This is a genomic window from Paraburkholderia sp. BR14312, from assembly GCF_040948675.1.
GTDB lineage: Bacteria > Pseudomonadota > Gammaproteobacteria > Burkholderiales > Burkholderiaceae > Paraburkholderia > Paraburkholderia nodosa_A.
In genome coordinates this window covers 393,946-417,329 of record NZ_JBFPKI010000008.1, presented here as the reverse complement: position 1 = coordinate 417,329, position 23,384 = coordinate 393,946, and the positions used below count along the sequence as shown (strand labels likewise).

General features: G+C 64.6%; 17 protein-coding genes and 1 pseudogene. 6 read left to right on the top strand and 12 right to left on the bottom strand.

What is annotated here, in order from left to right; all coding sequences use genetic code 11:
* Positions 1–274 precede the first annotated feature (274 nt).
* Genes AB3X98_RS24430 through AB3X98_RS24420 form a run of 3 tightly spaced genes read right to left on the bottom strand, consistent with a single transcriptional unit; the run spans position 275 to position 6,286 of the window.
* Positions 275–1,768: an efflux transporter outer membrane subunit gene (locus AB3X98_RS24430; RefSeq protein WP_368605793.1), complete on the bottom strand. Its 1,494-nt coding sequence runs from the start codon at positions 1,766–1,768 to the stop codon at positions 275–277.
* Between the two features lies 1 nt (position 1,769).
* The gene (locus AB3X98_RS24425; protein WP_069268034.1) at positions 1,770–4,988 is read right to left on the bottom strand and encodes an efflux RND transporter permease subunit; all 3,219 of its coding nucleotides are present in this window, start codon (positions 4,986–4,988) and stop codon (positions 1,770–1,772) included.
* Between the two features lie 11 nt (positions 4,989–4,999).
* On the bottom strand, positions 5,000–6,286 hold the full coding sequence (locus AB3X98_RS24420; protein WP_083245551.1) for an efflux RND transporter periplasmic adaptor subunit: 1,287 nt from the start codon (positions 6,284–6,286) through the stop codon (positions 5,000–5,002).
* Positions 6,287–7,169: 883 nt separating this feature from the next.
* Between AB3X98_RS24420 and AB3X98_RS24415 the strand changes: the two genes are divergently transcribed.
* The 5 genes from AB3X98_RS24415 to AB3X98_RS24395 are packed head-to-tail and all read left to right on the top strand — an operon-like array spanning position 7,170 to position 12,107.
* Positions 7,170–8,147 carry a LysR family transcriptional regulator gene (locus AB3X98_RS24415; protein ID WP_069268033.1) on the top strand — a complete coding sequence of 326 codons (978 nt, stop codon included), beginning with the start codon at positions 7,170–7,172 and terminating at the stop codon, positions 8,145–8,147.
* A complete protein-coding gene (locus tag AB3X98_RS24410) occupies positions 8,147–9,616 on the top strand; it encodes an NAD(P)-binding domain-containing protein (RefSeq protein WP_368605794.1) in 1,470 nt (489 codons plus the stop codon). The genes AB3X98_RS24415 and AB3X98_RS24410 overlap by 1 nt, the downstream gene beginning before the upstream one ends.
* Positions 9,617–9,648: 32 nt before the next feature.
* Complete coding sequence (locus tag AB3X98_RS24405; protein WP_368605795.1) at positions 9,649–10,161, top strand: CMD domain-containing protein; 513 nt, start codon at positions 9,649–9,651, stop codon at positions 10,159–10,161.
* Complete coding sequence (locus AB3X98_RS24400) at positions 10,158–10,799, top strand: peroxidase-related enzyme (protein ID WP_368605796.1); 642 nt, start codon at positions 10,158–10,160, stop codon at positions 10,797–10,799. The genes AB3X98_RS24405 and AB3X98_RS24400 overlap by 4 nt, the downstream gene beginning before the upstream one ends.
* A gap of 3 nt (positions 10,800–10,802) precedes the next feature.
* On the top strand, positions 10,803–12,107 hold the full coding sequence (locus tag AB3X98_RS24395) for an MFS transporter (RefSeq protein WP_368605797.1): 1,305 nt from the start codon (positions 10,803–10,805) through the stop codon (positions 12,105–12,107).
* Between the two features lie 59 nt (positions 12,108–12,166).
* Here the strand turns inward: AB3X98_RS24395 and AB3X98_RS24390 are convergent.
* From AB3X98_RS24390 to AB3X98_RS24375, 4 genes and pseudogenes are all read right to left on the bottom strand, one after another.
* Positions 12,167–12,508, bottom strand: a pseudogene (locus AB3X98_RS24390) (septal ring lytic transglycosylase RlpA family protein); the annotation flags it as partial.
* Between the two features lie 329 nt (positions 12,509–12,837).
* Positions 12,838–13,143, bottom strand: coding sequence for a DUF4148 domain-containing protein (locus tag AB3X98_RS24385; protein WP_342946153.1), 306 nt, complete (start codon positions 13,141–13,143; stop codon positions 12,838–12,840).
* Positions 13,144–13,247: 104 nt separating this feature from the next.
* Entirely contained in the window at positions 13,248–13,496 is a 249-nt protein-coding gene (locus tag AB3X98_RS24380; protein WP_141710858.1) for a hypothetical protein, read from the bottom strand.
* A gap of 314 nt (positions 13,497–13,810) precedes the next feature.
* Positions 13,811–15,394: a tetratricopeptide repeat protein gene (locus AB3X98_RS24375; RefSeq protein ID WP_368605798.1), complete on the bottom strand. Its 1,584-nt coding sequence runs from the start codon at positions 15,392–15,394 to the stop codon at positions 13,811–13,813.
* 451 nt (positions 15,395–15,845) lie between these two features.
* Between AB3X98_RS24375 and AB3X98_RS24370 the strand changes: the two genes are divergently transcribed.
* Positions 15,846–16,979 (top strand): porin, encoded by a 1,134-nt coding sequence (locus tag AB3X98_RS24370; protein WP_368605799.1) that lies wholly within the window; start codon positions 15,846–15,848, stop codon positions 16,977–16,979.
* Positions 16,980–17,089: 110 nt separating this feature from the next.
* On the opposite strand, the gene AB3X98_RS24365 is transcribed toward AB3X98_RS24370, so the two are convergent.
* From AB3X98_RS24365 to AB3X98_RS24345, 5 genes are all read right to left on the bottom strand, one after another.
* On the bottom strand, positions 17,090–17,815 hold the full coding sequence (locus AB3X98_RS24365) for a haloacid dehalogenase type II (RefSeq protein WP_368605800.1): 726 nt from the start codon (positions 17,813–17,815) through the stop codon (positions 17,090–17,092).
* A 132-nt stretch (positions 17,816–17,947) separates the two neighbouring features.
* The gene (locus AB3X98_RS24360) at positions 17,948–19,660 is read right to left on the bottom strand and encodes an ABC transporter ATP-binding protein (RefSeq protein ID WP_368605801.1); all 1,713 of its coding nucleotides are present in this window, start codon (positions 19,658–19,660) and stop codon (positions 17,948–17,950) included.
* Positions 19,661–19,669: 9 nt separating this feature from the next.
* Complete coding sequence (locus tag AB3X98_RS24355; protein WP_342946158.1) at positions 19,670–20,647, bottom strand: ABC transporter permease; 978 nt, start codon at positions 20,645–20,647, stop codon at positions 19,670–19,672.
* Positions 20,648–20,660: 13 nt separating this feature from the next.
* Entirely contained in the window at positions 20,661–21,641 is a 981-nt protein-coding gene (locus AB3X98_RS24350) for an ABC transporter permease (RefSeq protein ID WP_368605802.1), read from the bottom strand.
* Between the two features lie 42 nt (positions 21,642–21,683).
* Positions 21,684–23,285, bottom strand: a complete 1,602-nt coding sequence (locus tag AB3X98_RS24345; protein WP_069268020.1) for an ABC transporter substrate-binding protein — start codon at positions 23,283–23,285, stop codon at positions 21,684–21,686.
* Positions 23,286–23,384: the final 99 nt, after the last annotated feature.

The window sequence follows — 23,384 nt, the reverse complement described above, 5'->3', positions numbered from 1 at the left end:
TCCAGTTCGCGCATGCTCAAACTCACCAGCGTCGTGTCCGGCTTCATGGCAGGCCCCGCAGCGGTTGCAGCAGTCTGCCAGCTTGCCAGCGCTCAAAAACACGACATCTGTAAATAGCCAGAACACGACATTAGGACGTAGCCCTCACATCAAAAAGTTCGATAATTTGCATTATGTTAAATAAAAGATAACCATGTCTCCAGCACCAATCTCCTCGCGATCCGCCTCCCTCAGCGTAGCGACGGACCGTCGCTCGCATCAAGCCCTCCGAGGATCATTGCGGTACCTGCGCAACGGGTTCCGCCGTAGCGGGCTGTGCAGGAGGCGGTCCGCTTGCCGGTTGCGGCACGCTCATCTGCTCCGCCTGCACGACCCACCCGCCGCCCATCGCCATGTAGAGATTGACGAGGTTCGTCAGCGTCGCGGCCCGGGTCTGCGTCTGCTGCAGTTCCGCGTTGAACAGATTGCGCTCGGCATCGAGCACCTCCAGGTAGCTCGTATAACCGCCCTCGTAGCGTAGCCGCGCGAGCCGCAGATACTTGCGCAGCGAGGCGACCTGATCGTTCTGAATCTCAAGCTGCTCACGCGACTTCTGCGTCGAGATCAGCGCGTCGTCAACCTGCTGGAACGCGACCCTTATCGCATTTTCGTAGGCGAACAGCGCCTCCTGTTGACGCGCGTCGGCCTGCTTGTTCTGACCGTAGATGTTGCCGCCCGTAAAGAGCGGCATCGTTGCCGAGCCGGCGAACGCCCATACCCGAGCAGGTCCGGTGAAAAGACTGGAGAACTGCGTACTCACTGATCCGAAGAGCCCCGTGAGCGAGATCTGCGGGAAATACAGCGCGCGCGCCGCACCGATCAGCGCATTTTGCGCAACCAGATTCTGCTCGGCCTGCAGCAGGTCCGGGCGGCGTTCGAGCAGGTCCGACGGCATGCCCGCAGGCACGGCCGGCGTCGAGAGATCCACCAGTGCGCGACCGCGCAGGATCGGCTCGGGATTGCTGCCGAGCAGCACCGCAATCGCGTCTTCCTGCTGGGCGATCTGCTGCTCGAATTGCGGGATGGTCGCCTTCGTCGCCGCATAGTCGGACTGGCTCTGGGCAAGTTCCATATCCGAGGTCTGCCCGAACTGCTGGCGCAACGTGAACACATGCACGGAATCGGCGCGACTCTCCGTTGTGCTCTTCGCGATTTCGAGCTGCGCGTCGAGGCTGCGCAGCGTGATATAGGACGATGCAACCGATGCGACGAGCGTCAGGATCGTCGCGCGGCGGCTCTGCTCGGCCGCGTTTACGTTGGCACGTGCCGCTTCGGTTTCGCGCCGCACCTGGCCAAACAGATCGATGGTCCAGAAGGCGGACAGATTCGGCTGGAACTCGTTGAAGACCGGCGAGACGCCGGCCGGTATCGGCGTCGGCCCGTTCTGCGATGCGCGCTCGCGCGTCGCGCTGAAACTGGCACTCGCCTGCGGGAACAGTGCCGAGCGCGTGCTCACGAACTGTCCCATGAACTCGTCGACACGCGCAGCCGCCTGTTTCACGTTGAGGTTGTTTTCCAGCGCGGTCTTCACCAGGTCGTTCAGCACCGGGTCGTCGAACTGCGCCCACCACATGGTGTTGGCGACGTCGGCCACGTCCGGGTAAGCAAACCGGTACGTTGCCGGCACCTCCACTTTCGGCCGCTCGTAGTCGGGGCCGAGCAGACAGCCGTTCAGCAAGCCGATGAGCAGGACTGGCGCGGCGACGCGCGTGAAGGCTGCGGCACGCATGTCAGTCGCCCTCGTGCCGCGCGGACGGCGTGACGGTCGGCGAGCCAGGGCCGCCCGAGGCCGGTGGTGGCGCTTCGTTATCCGGCTTGGGCGTTTCCTTGCCGCCGCCCTTGCGCGAACCCAGCGACTCGATCCCCCAGTAGAACATCGGAATGAAGAACACGGCGATGGCGGTCGCACCCAGCATCCCGCCGATCACGCCGGTGCCGATCGAATGGCGGCTGTTTTGCGAGGCGCCGAGTGCTATGGCGAGCGGCACGCAGCCGAGGATGAACGCAAGCGACGTCATCACGATCGGCCGCAGGCGCTCTTCCGCGGCGACGAGCGCGGCGTCGTACGGCGTCTTGCCCGTCTCCCGGTTCAGGACGGCGAACTCGAAGATCAGGATCGCGTTCTTCGCGGCGAGCGCGATCAGCATGGTGAGCCCGATCTGGAAGTACACGTCGTTGTTCAGGCCGCGCAGCAGGATCGCGAGCAGCGCGCCGAACAGCGCGAACGGCACCGCCATGAGTACGCCGAGTGGCAGCGACCACTTCTCATATTGCGCAGCGAGGATCAGGAACACCATGACGATCCCGAACACGAACACGAGCCCCCCGGTCGAACCCGACTTGATCTCTTCGAACGCCTCGCCGCTCCACCCGACGGCGTAGCCCGGCGGCATCTGCGCGGCGAGTTCCTTCAGGGTGTCGATCACCTGGCCCGAACTGTAGCCCGGAGCCGCATTCGCGGTAATTTTCACCGCCGGGAAGTTGTTGAAGCGCGTGATCAGATCGGGTCCCGTGACGTACTTGTAAGTCATCACCGCCTTGATCGGCACCATGTTGTTCGAGCGGCTGCGCACGTAAATCTGGTCGAGGTCGGCGGGCGTGAGCCGGTAGCGCGGATCGGCCTGAACGATCACCTGCCAGAGCCGCGCGTCCTTGTTGAACTGCGAGACGTAGAGCGAGCCGAACATCGTCTGCATCGCGCTGTACACCTCTTCGACCGGCACGCCGAGTGTCTCCGCCTGGTCGCGGTCGACGTTCACGAGCAACTGCTGCGAGCTTGCGTTAAACGTCGTGGTCACACCGGTCAGTTCGGGGCGCGCCTTCGCCTTCGTCATGAAGTCCTGCACAACGCCAGCGAGCTGCTGAATGGAGCCGTCTCCGTGGCTTTCGATCCACATTTCGCTGCCGCCCGTGGTACCGAGACCGGGAATGGACGGTGGATTCACCGGTACGACGATGCCCTCCTGAATCTTCGAGAGCGTTTCGTAAGCCTTGATCAGCACGGCACGCGCGTTTTGCTCCCGGATGTTCGAGAACTTGTACCGTTCGTCGAACCCTTTCAGGCCGACGAAGAACGTGCCCGCGTTGTTCTTGTTCTGGCTGTCGAGCAAGCTGTAGCCGTTCACGATCGTGATGCTGCTGACCGCGGCCTGCTTCATGAAATGGTCGGTGACCTTGTCGCCCACGGCCGCGGTGCGATCGAGGCTCGCGGCGTCCGGCATGATGATCGCGCCAAGCAGATAGCCCTGGTCCTCGGGGGGCAGGAAAGCGCCGGGGATCGACTTGCCCATGAGGACCGCAAGCGCGATCACGGCGCCGAAAACGAGCAGGCCCAACACGTAACGCCGGATGATGAACTGCACGGCGCGCCCGTAGCCGGCGGTCATCCGCGCGAACTGGTTGTCGAACCACCGGAAGAAGCCCTTTTTCTCATGGTGCGTGGGCTTGAGCAGAATGGCGGCCAGTGCCGGAGACAGCGTGAGCGCCACGATGCCCGAGAACACCACCGAGATCGCGATCGTGATTGCGAACTGCTTGTACAACTGTCCGGTGATCCCGCCCAGGAACGCAACCGGCACGAACACGGCGCACATGACGAGCACGATCGCGATGACCGGGCCCGACACCTCGTCCATCGCCCGCTTGGCCGCGTCTTTCGGACTGAGCTTGAATACCGTCATGTTGCGCTCGACGTTCTCGATCACGACGATCGCGTCGTCCACGACGATGCCGATGGCGAGCACCATGCCGAACAACGTCAGCATGTTGATCGAAAAGCCCAGCGCCGCCATCCCCATCGCCGTGCCGACGATCGACACCGGGACGGCCAGCACCGGAATGAGCGTCGCGCGCAGGCTCTGCAGAAACACGTACACGACGATCACCACCAGCACGAGCGCTTCGAAGAACGTATGGATCACGTCTGCGATCGAAGCACGCGTGAAATCCGTCGTGTCCAACGCGATCTGATAGTCGAGCCCCTCAGGAAACGACGTTTTGAGTTGCGCAAGTGTCTCGTGTACCTGCTTCGAAACGTCGAGCGCGTTCGCACCCGGCTGCTGGTAGACCGCGATGATCGTCGCGGGCTTGCCCTGGAAGGTGGTGCGATTCGAATAGCTCTTTTGTCCCAGTTCGGCCCGGCCAATGTCTTTCAGGCGTACGATCGCCGCGCCGTTGCTCGCTGCGCGGATGATGATGTTGTCGAATTCGGCGGCCGTCGCGAGCCGCCCGGTTGTCGTCACTGCGAACGACTGCTCGACCGGGTTGCCGGTTGGCGCCTGGCCGACGGTGCCGACCGCGAATTGCTGGTTCTGGGCGCGCACGGCGTTTTGCACGTCGCCGGCGGTAATGCCGAGCTGCGCCATGCGATCGGGCTTCAACCAGATCCGCATCGCATAATCCGGAGTGCCAAAGATCGACGACTGGTTCGCGCCTGGAATCCGCTTGAGCGTATCGAGCACGTAGACGTTTGCGTAGTTCGCGATATAGGTCGGGTCGAAGCGGTCGTCCGGGGAGTAGATCGCGATCACCATCATGAAAGCGTTCGACTTCTTCTGCACCTGGACGCCCTGCGACTGCACCTGCTGCGGCAGTTGCGGCAGCGCGAGGTTTACGCGGTTCTGCACGTCGACCTGGGCGAGTTCCGGATTGGTGCCGATCCCGAAGAACACATTGAGCGTGTAGTTGCCCGTGGACGAACCGGACGAATACATGTAGATCATGTTGTCCGCGCCGTTGACCTGTTGCTCGATCGGCGCCGCCACGTTGTTCGCCACGACGTCCGCGCTGGCCCCCGGGTAGGTCGCGGAGACCGTGACCTGCGGCGGCGTGACGTCCGGATACTGGGCGATGGGAAGCGCGAGCATCGTCAATGCGCCGCCGAGCGTGATCACGATCGAGATGACGGACGCGAAGATGGGCCGATCGATGCAGAAGTGCGAGATGTTCATCGAGTCGCCCCTTACTGCGACGCGCCGCTGCTTGCGGCAGGCGCCGTCGCGCGCGTGCCCGCACTCGCCTGCGGCGCTGACGCCCCGCCCTTCTCGACGACTGCCTTGCCGCCGGTCTGCGTCGAAGGAAGCGTTCCGGCAATCTTGAGCGGCACGTCGGGCACGACGCGGATCGCGCCGTCTACCACGATGCGCTCGCCGGCCTTCAGGCCATCGTTGATGAACCAGTTGTCGCCGCTCCAGTCGCCGACTTCCACTACGCGCTGCTTCGCCTTCGACTCATTGTCCACGACCCAGACGAAGTGGCTCTTCGCGCCCTGCAGCACGGCCCGTTGCGGCACGAGGACGGCATTCGGCCGCGTGGCGCCCGTCACGCGCGCGCGCACGAACTGGCCCGGCCGCAACGTGCCCTTAGGGTTCGCAAGGGAGGCCCGCACGAGGAACGTGCCCGTGTCGGTGCTGAACGCCGGATTCGCAAAACTGATGGCGCCGTGCTGCGGAAATTCCGTGCCGTCCGCAAGTAGCACGACCACGACGAATTCGCTATTCGGCGGGAAGATCAGCTTGCCTGCCGAAATCTCGTCCTGAAAGTGGAGCATTTCGTTTTCGGAAATGCTGAAGTTCACCCAGATCGGATCGAGCTGATAGACAAACGTAAGGAGACCGGATGAATTGGCGATCAGATAGCTGCCGTCCTGCTGTCTTGCATAGCTCGCGAGTCCATCCAGCGGCGACTTGATCGTCGTGTAGCCGAGATTGAGTTCCGCTGTCTCGACCTGCCCTTGGGCGGAAATCACCGCGGCCTGGGCCTGCTTCTCGTTGCCGATCGCGTCGTCGAGGTCCTTCTGGCTCAATGCCTGTTGCGCGGCGAGCGGCTTGACGCGTGCAAGATTCTGCTGCGCTACCGTGAGCCGCGCCTGCTGCTGCGCAAGCTCGCCCCGCGCCGTCTGGAGCGCGGCCTGAAATGGCTTCGGATCCATCAGGAACATCGTCTGGCCGGCCTTCACCTTGTCGCCTTCGGAATAGGTCCGCCGGTCGAGAAAGCCGTCCACGCGCGCACGAATTTCGACTTCACGCGAACTCTGCGTCTGTGCGGTGAACTCGAGCTGAACCGGGGTGTCCTGAGCCGTGACCGTCATCACCGTGACTTCCGGTGCGCCGAGCGCCGGCGGCCCCGATGCCTTCTTGCAGCCGGCGAAGAGCGTCAGCGCAATGACGACGAAGATTAGCGGCAGGCGGTCCCGGCGTGCCGCAACCCGGGGTAACGGTCGATGCTCCGGAAAGAACGGTCCGCTCATGAATGGCCTCCCGCAACGCGCCGGACCTGCGCATCGCCCCGGTACGCGCGCGCCATGGTCACCTCTGCGTTGCCCGCTCTCACTGTTCGCGAATTGGATCAGCAAGGATCTGCATACTGCGCTGGACACGGCGCCGGCTCAAGCATGACGGGGCCAGCCGACTTGCCGCTCCCGGACGATTGCCCACGCCGGTTATGACTTCTTCGATACAACGTGCCCCGATGATTCGCGCGAAGATCGGAATGATCTTTGGGTCGCTGGCTGAGGTGCCCGCGCATACGGCGCGCTCGAAGCGCCACCAGCGCTGCCCGGCGCGTTAGTATCGGCGCCGTCCTGTCACGGCGCTCGTAGTCGTCAAGTGTGGTAGCCGTCCAGGGCAAAAACAATGAGACTTTGGTCCGATATCCCGCCGAGCCGCGTTTTGCTGTACACGGCAAGGACGCACGGTTGCCGGGGCAACCGCCACGCGGTATGCCCACGTTGCAGTTTGTCCACGGTTGTTGGTCGCGCATTCCGCAAATGCGCTTGAACTGATCATTGAGCAAGCCACCAGCAACACGATCTTCATGGCGGTCTCCCGAAGGTTCTGCCAAAACGTGACAGGCGCATGATCGATGCAGCCTTGATCACCGCGTCTTCGTCTCAAAGACTGCAGGACGCGCGTTCAGCGAAGACCATCGTGCCGATACCACCGCTTCTTCATCCGGGCACACGTTGAGAACCGGTGCCGAGTCTTGCCGCCCACGCCACGACAGGAACAATGTCGTTAGGGGAAACCCCTCTTCCGGAATAACGATATAAAGATCAATTATTTGAAAAACGTATTCTTACAGCGTCAGAATGTGATTTACGCATTCTCGTGCACCCCCACATCAACCGGAAGATGGAACTACGCCAGCTCGAAGCCTTCGCCGCAGTGATCACGACCGGCAGCGTCACCGCCGCCGGCCGCCTGCTGGGGCGCTCGCAGCCAGCGATCACGCGGCTGATCCAGGAGCTCGAAACCGAGGTCGGCTATGCGCTGTTCACGCGCAATGGCCCACGCGTCACGCCGACCGAGCAAGGCATCCTGCTCTATGAGGACGTCGAGCACGTGCTGACGGGCGTGCAACAGATCCGCAAGCGCGCCGGCGAAATCGGCCGCGGCGAAAGCCGGCCGCTGCGCATCGCCGCGACCTCTGCCCTCGCCGCCGGCCTCGTCCCAGTTGCGCTCGCGCGCACCGATCTCGCTGACACCGCGCAGACGATCCAGTTGCGCAGCCTGCCCCCCGAACAGGTCGTGCACGATGTCCTCACCGGCGCGGCCGACATCGGCGTGGCGAGCCTGCCGCTTGAACATCGCGGCGTGGTCGTGCACTGGATCGGGCAATCCGCGTGCGTTGCGGCGCTGCGCGACGATGATCCGCTAGCCCGCTCCGAGCGGCTGCCGCTGTCGGCCTGCGAGGGCCGGCGCATCGTCACGATGCAGAACCCGTATCGCCTGCGCCGCCGGCTCGATCATGCGTTCGCACAAGCAGACGTTTCCCCTGCGGGGCTGATAGAGACGAATTCGTCGATGAACGCGCTGACCGCGGTTCGCGCCGGGCTCGGCATCTCGGTGCTCGAACCCGTCACCGCCTACGGCATGCCGCTGGCCGGTGTCGCGATCCGCCCGATCGACGCCGACATTCCGTATTTCTTCGGCGTGATCTCGCGCGATGCCATCGCGTTGCCCCCCTCGGCCGTGACGCTCATCGACGCGCTCGCGGACGCAGCTCGCGCTGTGCTGCCCGATTTCGCGCTGCGTGCGAGCGCCGAACACGCCCAAGTCCTGCAGTCGCTGTATGGCGATCTGCCCGCCGCCAAGGAATCGTTGCCTTAATGAATCCGACCACCCCATCGTCCGCAGGTCTCGCCGCGCTCGAAGCCCGTCTGCGCGAGGATCTCGCGTGGCTCGAACTGCCCGCGAAGCGCTGGATACCCGAACGCACTCTCGATGGCCGCTCCTTGATCAACGTGGCGATCGTGGGCGGCGGTATGGCGGGGCTTGCGCTGGCCGCCGCGCTCGACCATCTCGGCATCGACGCCGTCATTTACGATCAGTCGCCGCGCGGTTTCGAAGGTCCATGGGCCACCACCGCGCGCATGGAAACATTACGTTCTCCGAAGCAGCTGACCGGCCCCGCGCTCGGCCTGCCCTCGCTCACGTTCCGCGCGTGGTTCGAAGCGCAGTTCGGCGGGCAGGCGTGGGACGCGCTCGACAAGATTCCGCGTATGCAATGGATGGACTATCTGCGCTGGTACCGCGATGTGCTCGACATCGACGTGCGCAACGAACACCGCGTCACCGCCATCACACCGTGCGCAAACGGCAGCGTCGCGCTGTCCCTCACGAGCGCTGCCGGCGGCGAGACCATCCATGCGCGCCACGTCGTCCTCGCGACGGGCCGCGACGGCCTGGGCGGTCCTGCCGTGCCGGCCTTCGTGCGCGATCTGCCGCGCCGCTTCTACGCCCATTCGTCCGACGTCATGGACTATGGCACGCTGCGCGGCAAGCGCGTCGGCGTCATCGGCGCGGGGGCATCGGCGATGGACAGTGCGGCCACCGCGCTCGAAGCGGGTGCGGCCTCGGTCGATCTGCTGATCCGTCGCGCGGACATCCCGCGCATCAACAAGGGCAAGGGCGCGGGCAACCCGGGCCTCACACATGGCCATGTCGCGCTCTCCGACGACTGGAAGTGGCGCATCCGCCACTACATCAACGTGCAGCAGGTGCCGCCGCCGCGCGGCAGTACGCTGCGCGTGTCGCGCCACGCCAACGCCCGCTTCAACCTCGGTGCGCCGATAACCGGTGTCGAACAGGTCGACGACGAACTGCACGTCAGCACACCGAAAGGCGACTTCGCACTGGACTTCCTGGTGTTCGCAACGGGCTTTCGCATCGATCTGACGAGCCGCCCCGAGTTCGCGCCGTTTGCCCGCCACGTTCGTGCGTGGAAAGACCGCTACGCGGCGCCAGCCGGCGACGACGACATCGAGCTTGCCGATTCGCCCGACCTCGGACCGGTGTTCGAATTCCAGGAAAAGACGCCCGGCGCGTGCCCCGGGCTCGAGCGCATTCACTGCTTTTGCGCGCCCGCGACGCTCTCGCACGGCGCGCTGTCGGGCGATATTCCGGCGGTCAGCGACGGCGCGAAGCGGCTCGCACAAGGGCTTGCCGCCACGTTCTATCGAGAGGATGTCGAGTTGCACTACGCCAACATGGCGGCCTTCGCCGAGCCGGAAATCGAAGGCGACGAATGGACGCCCGCGCCATCGCCTCCGGCACTCGCCGAGCGCGAAGCGAAATGAGCGCGTGAATCTGCCGTTCTCCGGAATTGACCATGACATACGACACTGACGACATCGTCGATCGCGTTGCCGACCTGGCGCCCGACTCGGCCACCCGCACATTGCGGCACCAGCGCGCCAAAGTGGTGGAAGCGACGCAAGGCAGCTACGACGCGCTGTTCGACCCCACGCTGGAAGGCCTCACGTTGATCGAGCGGCTACTCGTCGCGCTCTATGCGAGCCGCCTCGCGCCCTCACCGGCGCTCGCTGCCCACTACCGCGCCGAACTGGCCGCGCACGATGTCGATGCAGCGACGCTCGCCGCCGTGGAAACGGGCGCGACCGAGGATCTCGCTGCGCCGCGCCTGCGCGCGATCCTCGCGTTCACGCGCACGCTGATCGAAAATCCGGTTGCCGGCGACAAGGCCGCGCTGCAGACGCTGCCCGCCGCCGGCCTGACGACGCCGGCCGTGGTGGCGCTCGCCCAGCTGATTGCCTTTCTGTCGTACCAGACGCGCCTCGTCGCGGGTCTGCAAGCCCTCAAGCAGCTGGAGCGCGCATCATGAGCGACATCATCCGATCGCACGGCTTCACGAACGAATCACTCGAATGGGACGCGTGGCTCGACGTCGTCGACCTCGACCAGGCCACCGCGGGTCAAATTGCCGTTCTCGAGGAAAGCCACCCCAAGGCAAAAGTATCGGACTACTACCGGTTTCTCGTCCATCAGCCGGAAATCCTGCGGCAGCGCTCCGCCGCGTTCAACGCAATCATGTACGCGCCCGGCGGCTTGCCTCGCGCGGAACGGGAACTCTCGACCACCGTGGTTTCACGGCTCAACGGCTGCGTGTATTGCGCATCGGTGCACGCCCAGCGTTTCGAGCAGCTCGCCAAGCGCAACGACGTGATCCGGCAGGTGTTCGCCGATCCGCACAGCGCGGGCACGACAAAGCGCGAAGAGGCGATTGCCCGCTTCTCGGCCGCGCTGACCGAGCACCCCGACGAGATCGAGGCGGCCCAGTTGCGCGAATTGCGTGAGGCGGGTCTTACGGATGCCGAAATTCTCGACCTGATCCATTCGATTGCCATCTTCGCGTGGGCGAACCGGCTGATGCTCAATCTCGGCGAACCTGTGTTTCCCGAGCCGGCACCCGCCCCTGACCGACCGACGCTGGACCTCCCTTCAACCAAAACCCGGGGATAGCCGATGGGCACTCAACCTGGCATCAAGCCTGTCATCGTGGCCGCCGTGCTGGCCAATGCGATGGAGTGGTTCGACTTCACCATCTTCGCCGCGATGACGCCGATCATCAGCAAGTTGTTCTTTCCGGCCTCGCACGGCGCAGCGGGCGCGGATCTGAACGCCATCCTGCTGACCACGGCCCTCTTCGGCGCGGGTTTTTTCATGCGTCCCGTGGGCGGCGTGCTGCTCGGTCTTTACGGCGACACGTACGGCCGCAAGGCGGCCATGACGCTCGGCATGGGCATCATGGCGCTGGCCGCCGCGATCATGACCTTCGCGCCGACGTATGCAACGGCCGGCCTCGCCGCGCCGGTCCTGATGCTCGTGGCCCGGCTGCTGCAAGGTTTTTCGATCGGCGGTGAATTCGGCACATCGACGGCGTTCCTGATCGAACTGGCGCCCCCAAATCGCACCGGCTTCTACGGCTCGTGGCAGATGAGCGGACAACTCATGTCGACGATGCTGGGCGCCGCACTCGGCATGGTGGTCACGCAGGCGTTCACGCCCGAGCAGCAACTCGCGGGCGCGTGGCGCATCCCGTTCGCGGTGGGCCTGCTCATCGCGCCGCTGACCATCTACCTGCGCCGCCACGCAAACGAAACCTACGCGCGCATCCACGCGACGCCGGTCACCCGCGCGGCGGAAGCGGCCGCCGTCAAGCGCGGACTGTCCGATTATCTGATCGGGATGGGCATGGTGGTGGCGAGCACCGTCACGTTCTACGTCACGTTCGGCTACACCGTCACGTATGCGAAACAGGTGCTCAAGCTGCCCGTTTCGGAAAGCTTCATGGTGCAAATGATCGCGGCCATCGTCATGCTGATCGTCACGCCGATCGCGGGCGCGCTATCCGACCGCTACGACCGCAAGACGCTGCTGGTCGGCTCGCTGGGCGCCTACCTGGTGGCGATCTATCCGCTCTATGCCTGGATCGTGGCGGCGCCGTCCGTCTCCCGGCTGCTCGTCGCGCAGATCGTGATCGGCGTAGTGAGTGCTACCTTCCTCGGCGTCTATTGCACGACGCTTGCCGAGATGTTCCCCAAGCGCACGCGCGCGACCTCGCTCGCGGTGGTCAATAACGTCGTCGTCCTGATCTTTGGCGGCTTTGCGCAGACTTTCGTGACCTGGCTCATCGTACTCACGGGATCGCCGCTGGCGCCGGTACTCTATGTGATGATCGGCATCGCGCTCAGTCTCGTGGCCGTCGTGGCGCTGAAGCCGGGTCATTTCAGGCGGGGCAGCGCAAGCGCCGCTCAAACCACTGGGTGAGGCAGCGGGCTTGTCCATGTAGAAGGGGGTGAAGGCAAGGATGTGACGGCCCCCTCACGTCATCTTCCTGTCGTCAGGGTTCCGTCGTCGTCCGACGCCGTCTGTGCGTTCGGCGTGTTCCCTATACGTTCGATCTGCACCCGCATCGACCGTGCGTCGGTGAGCCCCAGCGCTTTCGCCGCGGCATACGAGAGATCGATGATCCGGCCTCTCACATAGGGGCCGCGATCGTTGATGCGCACCACGACCGACTTCCCGGTTGCCACCGATCTGACGCGCACATAGCTGCCGAGCGGCAAGGTTCGATGGGCAGCCGTGAATGCGCCGGTGTTGAAGCGTTCCCCGTTCGCGGTCTCATGGCCCTGGAACTTCTCCGCATACCAGGATGCCTCGCCGGATTGGACCGCCTCGTGGCGCATATGACAGGATTCGCCGCTGCACGCGGCTTGCCGGGACGCCATTTGTCCGCACGCTGTGAACAACGCACAGATTGCGAGAACGCTCAAATAGCGCAGTGATGGCGTCGTGGACCACATGTCAGTCAAATGAGCGATGGCTCAACGTTTTCAAAGGTGCACAGCATACCGCATGCCCAGTCGACATAAAATCCTGGCAATTTTTCAGGTTTCATGCAATGCGCTCGTAAGTCCGGCCCTCATTTCTCGGCTGATGCCCGAAAAGAGCCCCTCGATTCGTCGATGGGAAAGTAGGGGCTCGTCAACGCCCTGGCTTACTGACCGAAGTAAACCGGCTTCATGCTGTCACCGGCGGCGGGCGCGCCAGAGGACGACGTACTGCCTGCCATCCCGCCGTAACCGCTTCCGCCGTTCTGCGCGGCCACGCGTGCTTCGGCAGCCTGGATGTCGGCTGGGTAGTTGGTATTGTCGCCGTCACCTGGGCGGTAGCCCGCCTGTTCGAGCTGAATAAGCTCGGCGCGGACCTGCTCAGGCGTCACGGCGCTGTTCGATTGTGCAAACGAGACAGCCGGAGCAGACAGAATGGTAAGGATAACGAAGGTTTGAGCAAGGGATTTCATGATGAGGTTCCTCTAACGATTGCCACGTAGGATGCAACTAGCTTGAACCGATGCGCAGGTTCAATACGCTCCCGCAACTTTTCCCGCGCCCCCGCTGGCCTCCATTACTTGATGGAGGCCTGATTCCCCGTTCGTTGTTTCCGCCACGTTTTTGTTTGCACTGCCCAGCGGCCTGTGTCGAATCCACCCGAAGCGCAGGCTGCACCGTGGGTCCGCTGCCACCATGCGTGGTGATCGAAATTGCGCAGGAAATCGGCGCGGCGGCGCTCACGGAGGTAGTGCGCCGTCACGCCGGCCGCAGCGATCGCAAGCACGATCGTGCCGGCAGCCATACCCAGCCAGGTTGGGTCCACGTCAGCCTCCCGATTGCATCCGCAGCGCTCGCGCGCTCCATGTGTCCTTGGGCGCTCAGCGTTGGTAGCAACCGTCGCCGACGGGGTTTCCCTGAGCACGACGGATGCCGGAACGGTCAAGCGGCAAGCCGCCTGCAGCACGTTATGCAGATGTCATGCCATCCGGGAGCGATCCGCGCGGCGCCCTTCCCCACGTGCATCGCAGCGATGCGAGTCTGGGCGCGACCATCACCTGGCCGGGCGATGTTGGGCGATTGCCAACAGGCTGGCCGCGGCACGCGGCAGCCGTTCTGTTGCGATCGTTCGTCGGTTGTCTAACGCGCGGCGATCCGCGCATCGAGCGCCGTGCGCAATGCGCTCGCCACGTCGGCCCACTCGCCGCGGCGCGTTTGGCGGAACAGACGCGCGTTGGCGTACCACGGACTGTCGTCGCGATTCAGTTGCCAGCGCCAGTCCGGTGTGAACGGCAGCGCAATCCACACGGGCTTGCCGAGCGCGCCCGCCAGATGCGCGACCGCCGTATCGACGGCGATCACGAGATCGAGTTGCGCGACGAGCGCAGCCGTTGCCGAAAACGTCGTCAGGCGCGTGCCGGCGTCGATCAGCCGGCCGCGCTGCACGAGTTCGTCCATGCACGCGCGGTCGCGCTCGCGCAGCTCCTTTTGCAGCGACACGAAGCGCACATCGGCGTCGAACAGCGGCAGGAGTTCCGCAAGCGGCATCGAGCGATTGCGATCGTTCACGTGCGTCGTGCTGCCCGACCAGACCAGCCCCACACGCAGCCGCCGGTCGCCATCTTCCTCGGCGCCGATCACATCGGACCACGACGCGCGCGCGGCAGCGTCGGCGTCCGCATTGACATACGCGCCCGAAGTCGCGAAATCCGCTTCGCGCAGCGCGAGTGCGTGCGGCAGGCTCAACATCGGCACGTGGTAGTCGAAAGCAGGCAATTGCGACGAGTCGCCGATGACGCTCGAGGCACCCGCTACGTTCTGCAGCAACGGCAGCAGCACGTCCTGCACGCGCACGATCACGTTCGCGTCCTTCGCCTGCAGGCGGTCGACGAAGCGGACGAACTGCAGTGTGTCGCCGAGACCCTGTTCCGCGTGCACGAGCACGGTCTTGCCCGCGAGCGGCTGGCCCTTCCACTGCGTCGCGTCGGGGAAATCGTGCGTCATCGTACCGTCGCGCCAGCGCCATTCGTATTCGCGCCAGCCGTGCTCGAATTCGCCGAGCAGTAGATTGGTCTGTGCGCGATTGGTGCGCGCACCGGCGTCGTTCGTGTCGATCGACAAGGCCTTCTTGAACTGGCGCAGCGCGTCGTCGAAGCGATGCAGGTCGCGCAACGCGACGCCCAGGTTCACGTAGGCGGCGACGAAATTCGGCTTGAGTTCGATTGCCCGCCGATACGCGTCGAGTTCCTCGTCGTACCGGCCCAGCTCGCCGAGCAGCGTGCCGCGGTTGTAGTGCACTTCCGCCGAACGCGGATACCGGCGCGCCAGACGCCCGAGATACGCGAGTGCGGCCTCGGCCTCCTCCAGCTGGATGAGCGACATGGCCGCGCCATGCAGCGCTTCGACGTGATCGGGCGCGAGCGCCAGCTGGCGTTCGTAGAGCGCGACGGCCTGGGTGTGACGCTGCGCGAGCTGGCAAATGCGTGCGGCCTGCTGCAACTGCTCCTGAGGCGTTGCGGCCGGTTGTGCCGCGCGCCAGGCGAATTCGGCGGCGCCCGCGTAATCCTCGCGCGTTGCGTAGACAAATGACATCGCTTCCAGTGCGCCCGCGTGATCAGGATGCGCTTGCAGGATCGATTGCAGGTCGTGCTCCGCGGCGTCGATGCGGCCGGCGGTGAAATGCTGCTTCGCCTGGGCGAGCAGCGCGACGATGGTGTCAGTCATGGGAACGCGGGGGCGCTCGCGCCCGAATGCATGGATGAAGAATCAAGGCCGTATTTTACCTCAGCCGCTCCCGCGCAGTTCCGTCGCACCATGTCGCCGGGAACCACGATAACGAACGGTGCGGTCGATTTGAAACGTGGAACAACGCGTATTTCTTCGCGTTATTCATTCACGGTAATAATCAGGAATATGGATCGCAAAATCTTTCCAGTAATTACGATAAAAATGCGATAAATAGCGCGTTTGGATCAGCGTATGGGCATGCATAAAGCTCCTTGTTTACCGCATATTTCGATCTACCAGGCTGCCGATGTAATAGTCTGGAACAGGTAAGGAAATGTTAGCCAATAATCGTGGCATGCATGCCACAACTCCTGAAAATCATTCCGGATATCGCGTTATGCTCCGCGCTCGCTCGCTTTCGAGTGAATAACAAAGCAATGGAGTTACGATGAAAAAGTACACCCTTTCCGCCCTCGCAGTCGCCGCAGCCTCTTTCGCGAGCGCCGCACACGCACAAAGCTCGGTCACGCTTTACGGTTTGATCGACGCGGGCGTCCTGTACACGAGCAACCAGTCGGGCAGCTCGAACGTGCAACAGTCGAGCGGCGCGCTCAACGGCAGCCGTTGGGGCCTGCGCGGTAGCGAAGACCTGGGCGGCGGCCTCAAGACGATTTTCGTGCTCGAGAGCGGCTTCAGCATTTCGACGGGCGCGGCGAAGCAAGGCAGCCGCATGTTCGGCCGCCAGGCGTTTATCGGCCTTTCGAGCGAGCAGGCCGGCGCGGTCACGCTGGGTCGTCAGTACGACAGCGTGGTCGACAACCTGGGCGGACTGTCGCTGAACGGCACGCAGTACGGCGGCACGCTCGCCGCGCACCCGTACGACAACGACAACCTCAACAACTCGTTCCGCGTGAGCAATTCGCTCAAGTACCAGAGCGTGAACTACGGCGGCCTCAAGTTCAATGCGCTGTACGGCTTCTCGAACGCCGCGGGCGGCTTCGCGAACAACCGCGCATACAGCGTCGGCGCCACATACTCGTTCGGCGGCCTCAAGGCGGGTGCGGGCTATCTTCAGCTGAACAACTCGGGTTCGACGATCAATAGCAGCGGCGCGGTCAGCGACGACGCCACCTTCACCGCATCGCGTCAGCGCACGTATGGCGCCGGCCTGAACTACGCTTTCGGCGCAGCCAACGTGGGCTTCGTGTTCACGCAAACGCAGCTGAGCAACCTCACGGCCATCAACTCTTCGAACGCGGGTGCGACGACGTCGTTCGCCGGCAACAGCGCGCGCTTCAGCAACTTTGAACTCAATGGCCGCTATGCGTTCACGCCCGCAATCACGGTGTCTGGCGCTTATACGTACACGAACGCGAGCCTGGACGGTGTGAATCCGAAGTTCCATCAGTTCACGCTGCAAGGCGACTACGCGCTGTCGAAGCGCACCGACCTGTACGCCGAAGCCGCGTATCAGCGTGTCGTGGATGGCGAGGGCAAGATTCACGCGGACATCATGGGTGTTTCCGCTTCGGATTCGAACTCGCAAGCCGTGGCGACCGTGGGTATCCGCCATCGCTTCTAACGCGACGATCGCTCGCAACGTGAACGCCGCGCCAGCGGCGATCTGAGTACGGGCAGGCAGACGCCTCGGTGTCCGCCTGCCCGTGTGCTTTGACAATGCCCTTTAAAACCTCAATCTATCGAGGCATCGAGCTGACTCGCAAGCTCGTTTAAATCGTTCACCACGAAATCCCAGGCCTGCTCCGCTTTCAGGTCTGTTTTCTGATCGGGACCGTGCTCGGTCCGCCGCACGACAAAGGCGGTCGAAAGGCCAAGCCGGCGCGCCGCGGCCAGGTCGCCGTTATGCGCCGCGACGAGGCATACTTCGGCGGGCGCGAGACCCAGAATGTCCGCCGTTTCCGTGTACACCTGCGGCGACGGCTTGTAAGCGCGCACCACTTCGGCGCCGAGAATGGCATCCCATGGCAGGCCGGCGCGCCTCGCAATGTCCACCATGAGCCGGATGTTGCCGTTCGACAAGGGAGCGATGATGAAGCGGCGTTTCAGACGATTCAGCGCCTCGACCGAATCGGGCCATGGATCGAGGCGATGCCAGGCCAGGTTGAGTTCGTCGATCTCGGCGTCCGTCGCTGCGGCAATACCGCTGCGCGCCAGCACCTTCACGAGATTCTCGCGATGCAGCACGTCGAGGCGCACGTAGGGCCGGCGGCCGCTGCGGATTTCCTCCATGGCAGGCGAATACTCGCGGCGCCAAGCGTCGGCGAACTCGAAAGCGTCGAGATGAGGCGCGTGGCGTTGCAGAAAAGCGGCGGCTTCCCTCGCGACGCCGCGTCGCCAGTCCACGACGGTGCCGAAGACGTCGAATACGAGGGCCTTGATTTCGGTACGGTTCGTCATAGGGGCCAGCATCGGTAGTGGATCGGAGCACGGCATCGTGAATCGCCTCGGTCAACCGGCAAAGGCGGTGCAATACACATTGAAGCACCCAAACCGGAATCGCAGCTGATCGCTGCCCCACTACCCCGCGCTTCAGGCCGCTTCGGCCTCCAGCTCGCGCCCTGGAATCGCAGCGAGCAGCGCACGCGTATACGGATGGCACGGTGCGCGCCAGATGTCCTGATGGTCGCCGCTCTCGACGATCTTGCCCTGTTCCATCACGTGCACACGGTCGGCGATGTAGCGCACGACCGAAAGATCGTGCGAAATGAAGAGCATGGAAAGCCCCAGCTCGCGCTTGAGTTCGACGAGCAGATTGAGGATTTGCGCCTGGATCGAGACATCCAGCGCCGACACCGGCTCGTCGCAGATCAGCAATGCGGGTTCGAGCACGAGCGCGCGCGCAATACCGATGCGCTGACGCTGTCCGCCCGAAAATTCGTGTGGAAAGCGCGCGAGCGCGGCCGCGGGAAGACCCACACGTTCGAGCACCGAGCGCACACGCACGCGGCGTGCCGCCGCTTCGCCAACCCCATTCACAGCCAGCACGGTTTCGAGAATGTCGCCCACGGTGCGACGCGGGTTCAGCGACGCATAGGGATCCTGAAAGACCATCTGCACCTTGCGCCGTAACGGCCGCAACGCGCGCTCGCGGAGCGGGACGAGTTCCGTGCCGTCAAGCGCGATCGATCCGCCCGCAACCGGCACGAGGCGCATGATCGCACGCGAAAGCGTGGACTTGCCGCAGCCCGACTCGCCCACGAGCCCGACCGACTCGCCCCGGCCAATCTCGAACGAGACACCGTCGACGGCGTGAAGTGCCGGCGCGCCATGGCGCTGCGGGTACGCCACGCGCAGGTCGCGCACGGCGAGCAGCGGCGCGGCGTCCGTCGTCTGAAGGCCCGATGCCGTACACTCGGGCACCTTGCGCGGCACCACCACGAAGCCCGCCTCCTCGTCGGTGCGATCCACGCGACCGGCCGGTGCCGTGTGGCGGATTTCCGGCAAGGTCCACGAGCGGTAGTGCAGATCGTCGGCGAGATTGAGCGAAGCGCCGAGGAGCCCTCGCGTGTAGGCGTGGCGCGGGCGCGCGAAGAGATCCGCCGTCGGCGCTTCTTCTACCTTGCGCCCGGCCAGCATTACCGCCACGCGGTCCGCATGATCGGCCACGACGCCCAGGTCGTGCGTGATCAGCAGGAGCGACATCGACAGCTCCCGGCGCAGCGCGTCGAGCAGTTCGAGGATGCGCGCCTGGATCGTCACGTCGAGTGCGGTCGTGGGTTCGTCGGCGATCAGCAGACGCGGGCGGCACGCCACGGCCATCGCAATCATCACGCGCTGCCGCTGGCCGCCCGATAGCTCGTGCGGATAGTCGTCGAAGCGGCGCTGCGGCTCGGCAATGCGCACGAGATCGAGCAGCTCGACGGCACGCGCGCGAGCGGCCCGGCGCGACAGCGCCTCGTGCTGACGCAGCGTCTCCACGATCTGCGCGCCCACGCTGAGCACGGGGTTCAGCGAGGTCATCGGCTCCTGAAAGATCATCGAGATCTGTTTGCCGCGCAGATCGCGCACCGCCCCGCGCGGCAACCCCAGCAGCTCGCGTCCTTCGAAGCGCACGCTACCCGTGACGCGTCCTGGCTCGGGAACGAGCTGCATGAGCGAAAGCGCCGTGGCGGACTTGCCGCTGCCCGACTCGCCCACCAACGCGAGTATCTCTCCCGCCGCGATGTCGAAGCTCACGCCGCGCACCGCATCGTGCGCCCCAAAACTCACGCGCAAATCGCGTACTTCCAGCAGTTGGCTCACGTGGCACCTTTACGGTCGTTGCCGCTGCCGCGGATTGAGGGCTTCGGTCAGGCCGTCGCCGAGCAGATTGAGGGCGAGCACCGCGAGGACGATGGCCGCGCCGGGAATCGCCGTGAGATACCACGCCGTGCGCAGCGAATCGCGACCGGCGCCGATCATCGCCCCCCAGCTCATCACATTGGGGTCGCCCATGCCGAGGAACGACAGCGACGATTCGATCAGGATCGCGCTCGCCACCATCACGGAGGCTGTGACGATCACGGGCGGCAGCGCGTTGGGCAGGATTTCGCCGAAGATGATGCGCGTGTTGCTGAACCCCTGGCTGCGCGCCGCAAGCACGAAGTCAGAGCGCCGCAGCGTGCGGAATTCCGCGCGCACGATCCGCGCGACCGTGGGCCACGAGGCAACGCCAATGGCGAGCGCGATCACCACCACGTTGGGCCGCCCGATCGCTACGAGCACGATCACCAGCAGAAAGGACGGCACGGTCTGGAACAGCTCGGTGAGACGCACCAGCGCGTCGTCGATCAGGCCTCCGAAATAGCCGCCGGTGGCGCCAACGAGCGTGCCGATCACGAGTCCGATGCCTGCCGAGGCCGCGCCGATCAGCAGCGAAACGCGCGCGCCATGCGCGATGCCGGCTGCGACGTCGCGCCCGAGCGAATCGGTGCCCAGCCAGAATTGCGGGTCGCTGCCCGGCCATTCGAACGGGCCGCCCACCATGTCGAGCGGATCGCCCGGGTAGAGCCGCGGCGCGAGCACGGCGAGCACGACGAATGCCCCGAGCAGCACAAGGCCAGCGCAGGCCGAAGGGTTGCGCAGCAACGCGCGCCAGAAAGCGTGCCCGGCACGGCGCGCGGGCGCGCTGTCGCGCTCGGCGCCGCGGCGGCCAAGCAGCGCGAACGCCAACTGTCGCCGCCACGGCGAACCCTGGCGCGCGGCCGCACGTCGTGCGTCAACCGGCAGATCCGGCGATTCGAAACTCATTGCGGTTCCTCCGTTAGCCTATGCGCGGATCGAGCCATGCTTGCAGCAGATCGACCACGACGTTCGCGACGATCACGAGCAGCGACGACAGCAGCAGCACGCCTAGCAGCACGCTGAAGTCGCGCGCCAGCATCGCGTCGAGTGCAAGGCGGCCCAGCCCCGGCCAGCTGAATACCGTCTCCGTTACCGCCGCGCCGCCAAGCAGCGTGCCGAAATGCAGACCCACGAGTGTGGTGAGCGGCATCAGCGCGTTACGCAGCACGTGCCGCAAGGTCACGCGCCACGGATGCAGACCTTTCGCGTGCGCCGTGCGCACGAAGTCCTGGCGCTGGACTTCGATCATCGCAGCACGCGTAATGCGCGCGTAGATCGCGACGAAGAAGGTGGCGAGCGTCGCCGCGGGCAGCAACACGTGCCTCGCGACATCGGCGACGTAGGCGAAGCCGTGCAGGTCCGCCCCGATCGTGATGTTGCCGCCGCTCGGCAGCCACCCTAGCCGGACCGCGAACAGAATGATGGCGAGCAGGCCGATCCAGAATCCAGGCGTCGAATAGAACAGCAGCGCGAACACCGACAGCACGCGGTCGGGCCACTTGCCGGCCCAGTGCGCCATCACGGCGCCGAGCGCCACGCCGACGACGAGCGCGAGCGACAGCGCCACGCCCATCAGCAGCAAAGTGTTGGGCAAGCGCGAAAGAATGAGCTGCATCACGGGCATGTCGTAACGCGGCGAGTAGCCAAGGCTGAAATGCGCGAGATGCTTCAGGTACGTCCCGATCTGCACCAGCAAGGGCTGGTCGAGCCCGAACTTCGCGCGCAGCATCGTCATCGTTTCCGTCGTCGCGGAGCCGGCTTCGCCGGCGATCACGTCGGCGGCGTCGCCCGGCATCAGCTTGAGCAGGAAGAAGTTGAGGATCGCGATGCCCAGCACCGTAGGCACCGCCTGCCAGGCGGTGCGGCGCAGGATCGTTTGCCAGCGGGCGCTTCGGCTCATCGTTGGGCTCCGTCGAGGGTGCGATGCGCGTTTGGCACGCGCTCAGGCACTCAGCCACACATCGGCGAAGTTGCCTTCCAGGCCCTGCGCGCTCACCGTGTGATCGTGCACGCGCCGGTTGGCGAGCGTGACCATGCGCGGCGCGACGAGATTGAGGATCGGCAGATCGCGGTAAACGGTTTGCTGGAACTGCTTGTAGAGGCTCACGCGGCGGCTTTCGTCGATTTCGACCGACGCCGCTTCGAGCAGACGGTCCGCTTCCGCGCTGCTGTAATGCGGCGCATTCGAGAACGGCACGCCGGGGCGGATATTCTTCGACCAGTACAGGCGCTGCACGCCCACGGCCGGATCGAACAGCGTGTTGACGCCGATGCTCGTGAAATCGAACTGGCGGTCGGCGTAGACACGCTTGAGAAAAGACGGCAGATCCTGCGAGCGCACCGTGACGTCGATCCCCACGCGCGCGAGCGCCGATTTCACGTAGCCGGCCTGGCGCTGGTACATGTCGCCATACGGCAGGTAATCGTGCGTCAGCTTGAAGCGCACGCCATCCGCGCCGCGCGGCTTGCCCGCGGCGTCGAGCAGCGCCTCGGCCGCATGCGGATCGAACGCATAGGGCGTGATCTGCGCATCGTGATACGGCGAGGCGGGCGTGATGGGCGTGGGCGAGACGTCCGCATAACCGTAGGCCACGGTCTTCTGCACGACCTGCGCATTGATGGCGTGCGCGATGGCCTGGCGCACGCGTGGGTCCTTCAACACCGGATGATCGAGATTGAAATCGATCTCGGCCAAAGGCTCGAGGAAGCGGTAGCCACGCGTTTCCGTCACGAGCTGCGGTAATTGCGTGAGGCGCGGCAAGTCGGTCAGCGGCACGGGGTTCTCGCCGCCCAGATCGAGCGCGCCGGTTTCGAACGCCGCCGAGCGCGCGGCCGGATCGGGAATGACCTTGTAGACGAGCGCATCGACATACGGCTTGCCAGCGTCCCAGTAGTCGGGATTGCGCTCGTAGACAATGCTCGCGCCGCGCGTCCACGACTTGAAGCGGAACGGCCCGGTGCCAATCGGCGCGTTGTTGTGCGGGTTCGTGAGCGGGTCACCCGTGGCGTACAGATGCTTCGGCACGATCGGCGACTCGCCCGCCGAGAGCGCCTTGAGCAGAAACGGCGCGGGCTTCGACAATTCGATGATGGCCGTGCTCGCGTCGGGCGTCTGCACTTGCGTCACGTTAGCAAAGGTACTGCGTCCGCGCGGATGTATCGCTTTGAGCAAATCGACCGAAAACGCCACGTCCGCGGAAGTGAACGGCTGGCCATCGTGCCAGCGCACGTTCTGACGCAGCCTGAAGGTGTAGCGCAGACCGTCGGGGCTCACGCTCCAGGCGGTGGCCAGTTGCGGTTGTGGCTTCAGGTCGAAGTCATAAGCAAGGAGTCCTTCCAGCACCTTCGAGCTTGCGGCGAGCGCCGGTCCCGTGGTCTGGAAGATCGATACCAGCACGGGCGGCTCGGGATTGATCAGCACGTTCAACGTGCCACCGCGCTTGCGCGCGATGGCGTCCTGGGCGCGCGCAAGCACGGGCAACCCCGCGGCGGCGGCGGCCGCGCCGCTTGCAATGAGAAACTCACGACGGGTCAAACGTGACATGCTGATGCGTTCCGATATCAGTGAAGCTACGAGAGGCTAAACGTTGCGATCTGCGCGAGCCGGGAAATTCGCGCCGTGGCGACAGTGCTGCAATCGTAG

Bases quoted from the DNA above. Each gene is read 5' to 3' on its own strand.
- AB3X98_RS24370 (WP_368605799.1), top strand. From the start codon at position 15,846: ATGAAAAAGTACACCCTTTCCGCCCTCGCAGTCGCCGCAGCCTCTTTC.
- AB3X98_RS24420 (WP_083245551.1), bottom strand. From the start codon at position 6,286: ATGAGCGGACCGTTCTTTCCGGAGCATCGACCGTTACCCCGGGTTGCG.
- AB3X98_RS24355 (WP_342946158.1), bottom strand. From the start codon at position 20,647: ATGAGTTTCGAATCGCCGGATCTGCCGGTTGACGCACGACGTGCGGCC.
- AB3X98_RS24375 (WP_368605798.1), bottom strand. From the start codon at position 15,394: ATGACTGACACCATCGTCGCGCTGCTCGCCCAGGCGAAGCAGCATTTC.
- AB3X98_RS24430 (WP_368605793.1), bottom strand. From the start codon at position 1,768: ATGCGTGCCGCAGCCTTCACGCGCGTCGCCGCGCCAGTCCTGCTCATC.
- AB3X98_RS24395 (WP_368605797.1), top strand. From the start codon at position 10,803: ATGGGCACTCAACCTGGCATCAAGCCTGTCATCGTGGCCGCCGTGCTG.
- AB3X98_RS24425 (WP_069268034.1), bottom strand. From the start codon at position 4,988: ATGAACATCTCGCACTTCTGCATCGATCGGCCCATCTTCGCGTCCGTC.
- AB3X98_RS24410 (WP_368605794.1), top strand. From the start codon at position 8,147: ATGAATCCGACCACCCCATCGTCCGCAGGTCTCGCCGCGCTCGAAGCC.
- AB3X98_RS24350 (WP_368605802.1), bottom strand. From the start codon at position 21,641: ATGAGCCGAAGCGCCCGCTGGCAAACGATCCTGCGCCGCACCGCCTGG.
- AB3X98_RS24415 (WP_069268033.1), top strand. From the start codon at position 7,170: ATGGAACTACGCCAGCTCGAAGCCTTCGCCGCAGTGATCACGACCGGC.
- AB3X98_RS24400 (WP_368605796.1), top strand. From the start codon at position 10,158: ATGAGCGACATCATCCGATCGCACGGCTTCACGAACGAATCACTCGAA.
- AB3X98_RS24405 (WP_368605795.1), top strand. From the start codon at position 9,649: ATGACATACGACACTGACGACATCGTCGATCGCGTTGCCGACCTGGCG.
- AB3X98_RS24385 (WP_342946153.1), bottom strand. From the start codon at position 13,143: ATGAAATCCCTTGCTCAAACCTTCGTTATCCTTACCATTCTGTCTGCT.
- AB3X98_RS24345 (WP_069268020.1), bottom strand. From the start codon at position 23,285: ATGTCACGTTTGACCCGTCGTGAGTTTCTCATTGCAAGCGGCGCGGCC.
- AB3X98_RS24365 (WP_368605800.1), bottom strand. From the start codon at position 17,815: ATGACGAACCGTACCGAAATCAAGGCCCTCGTATTCGACGTCTTCGGC.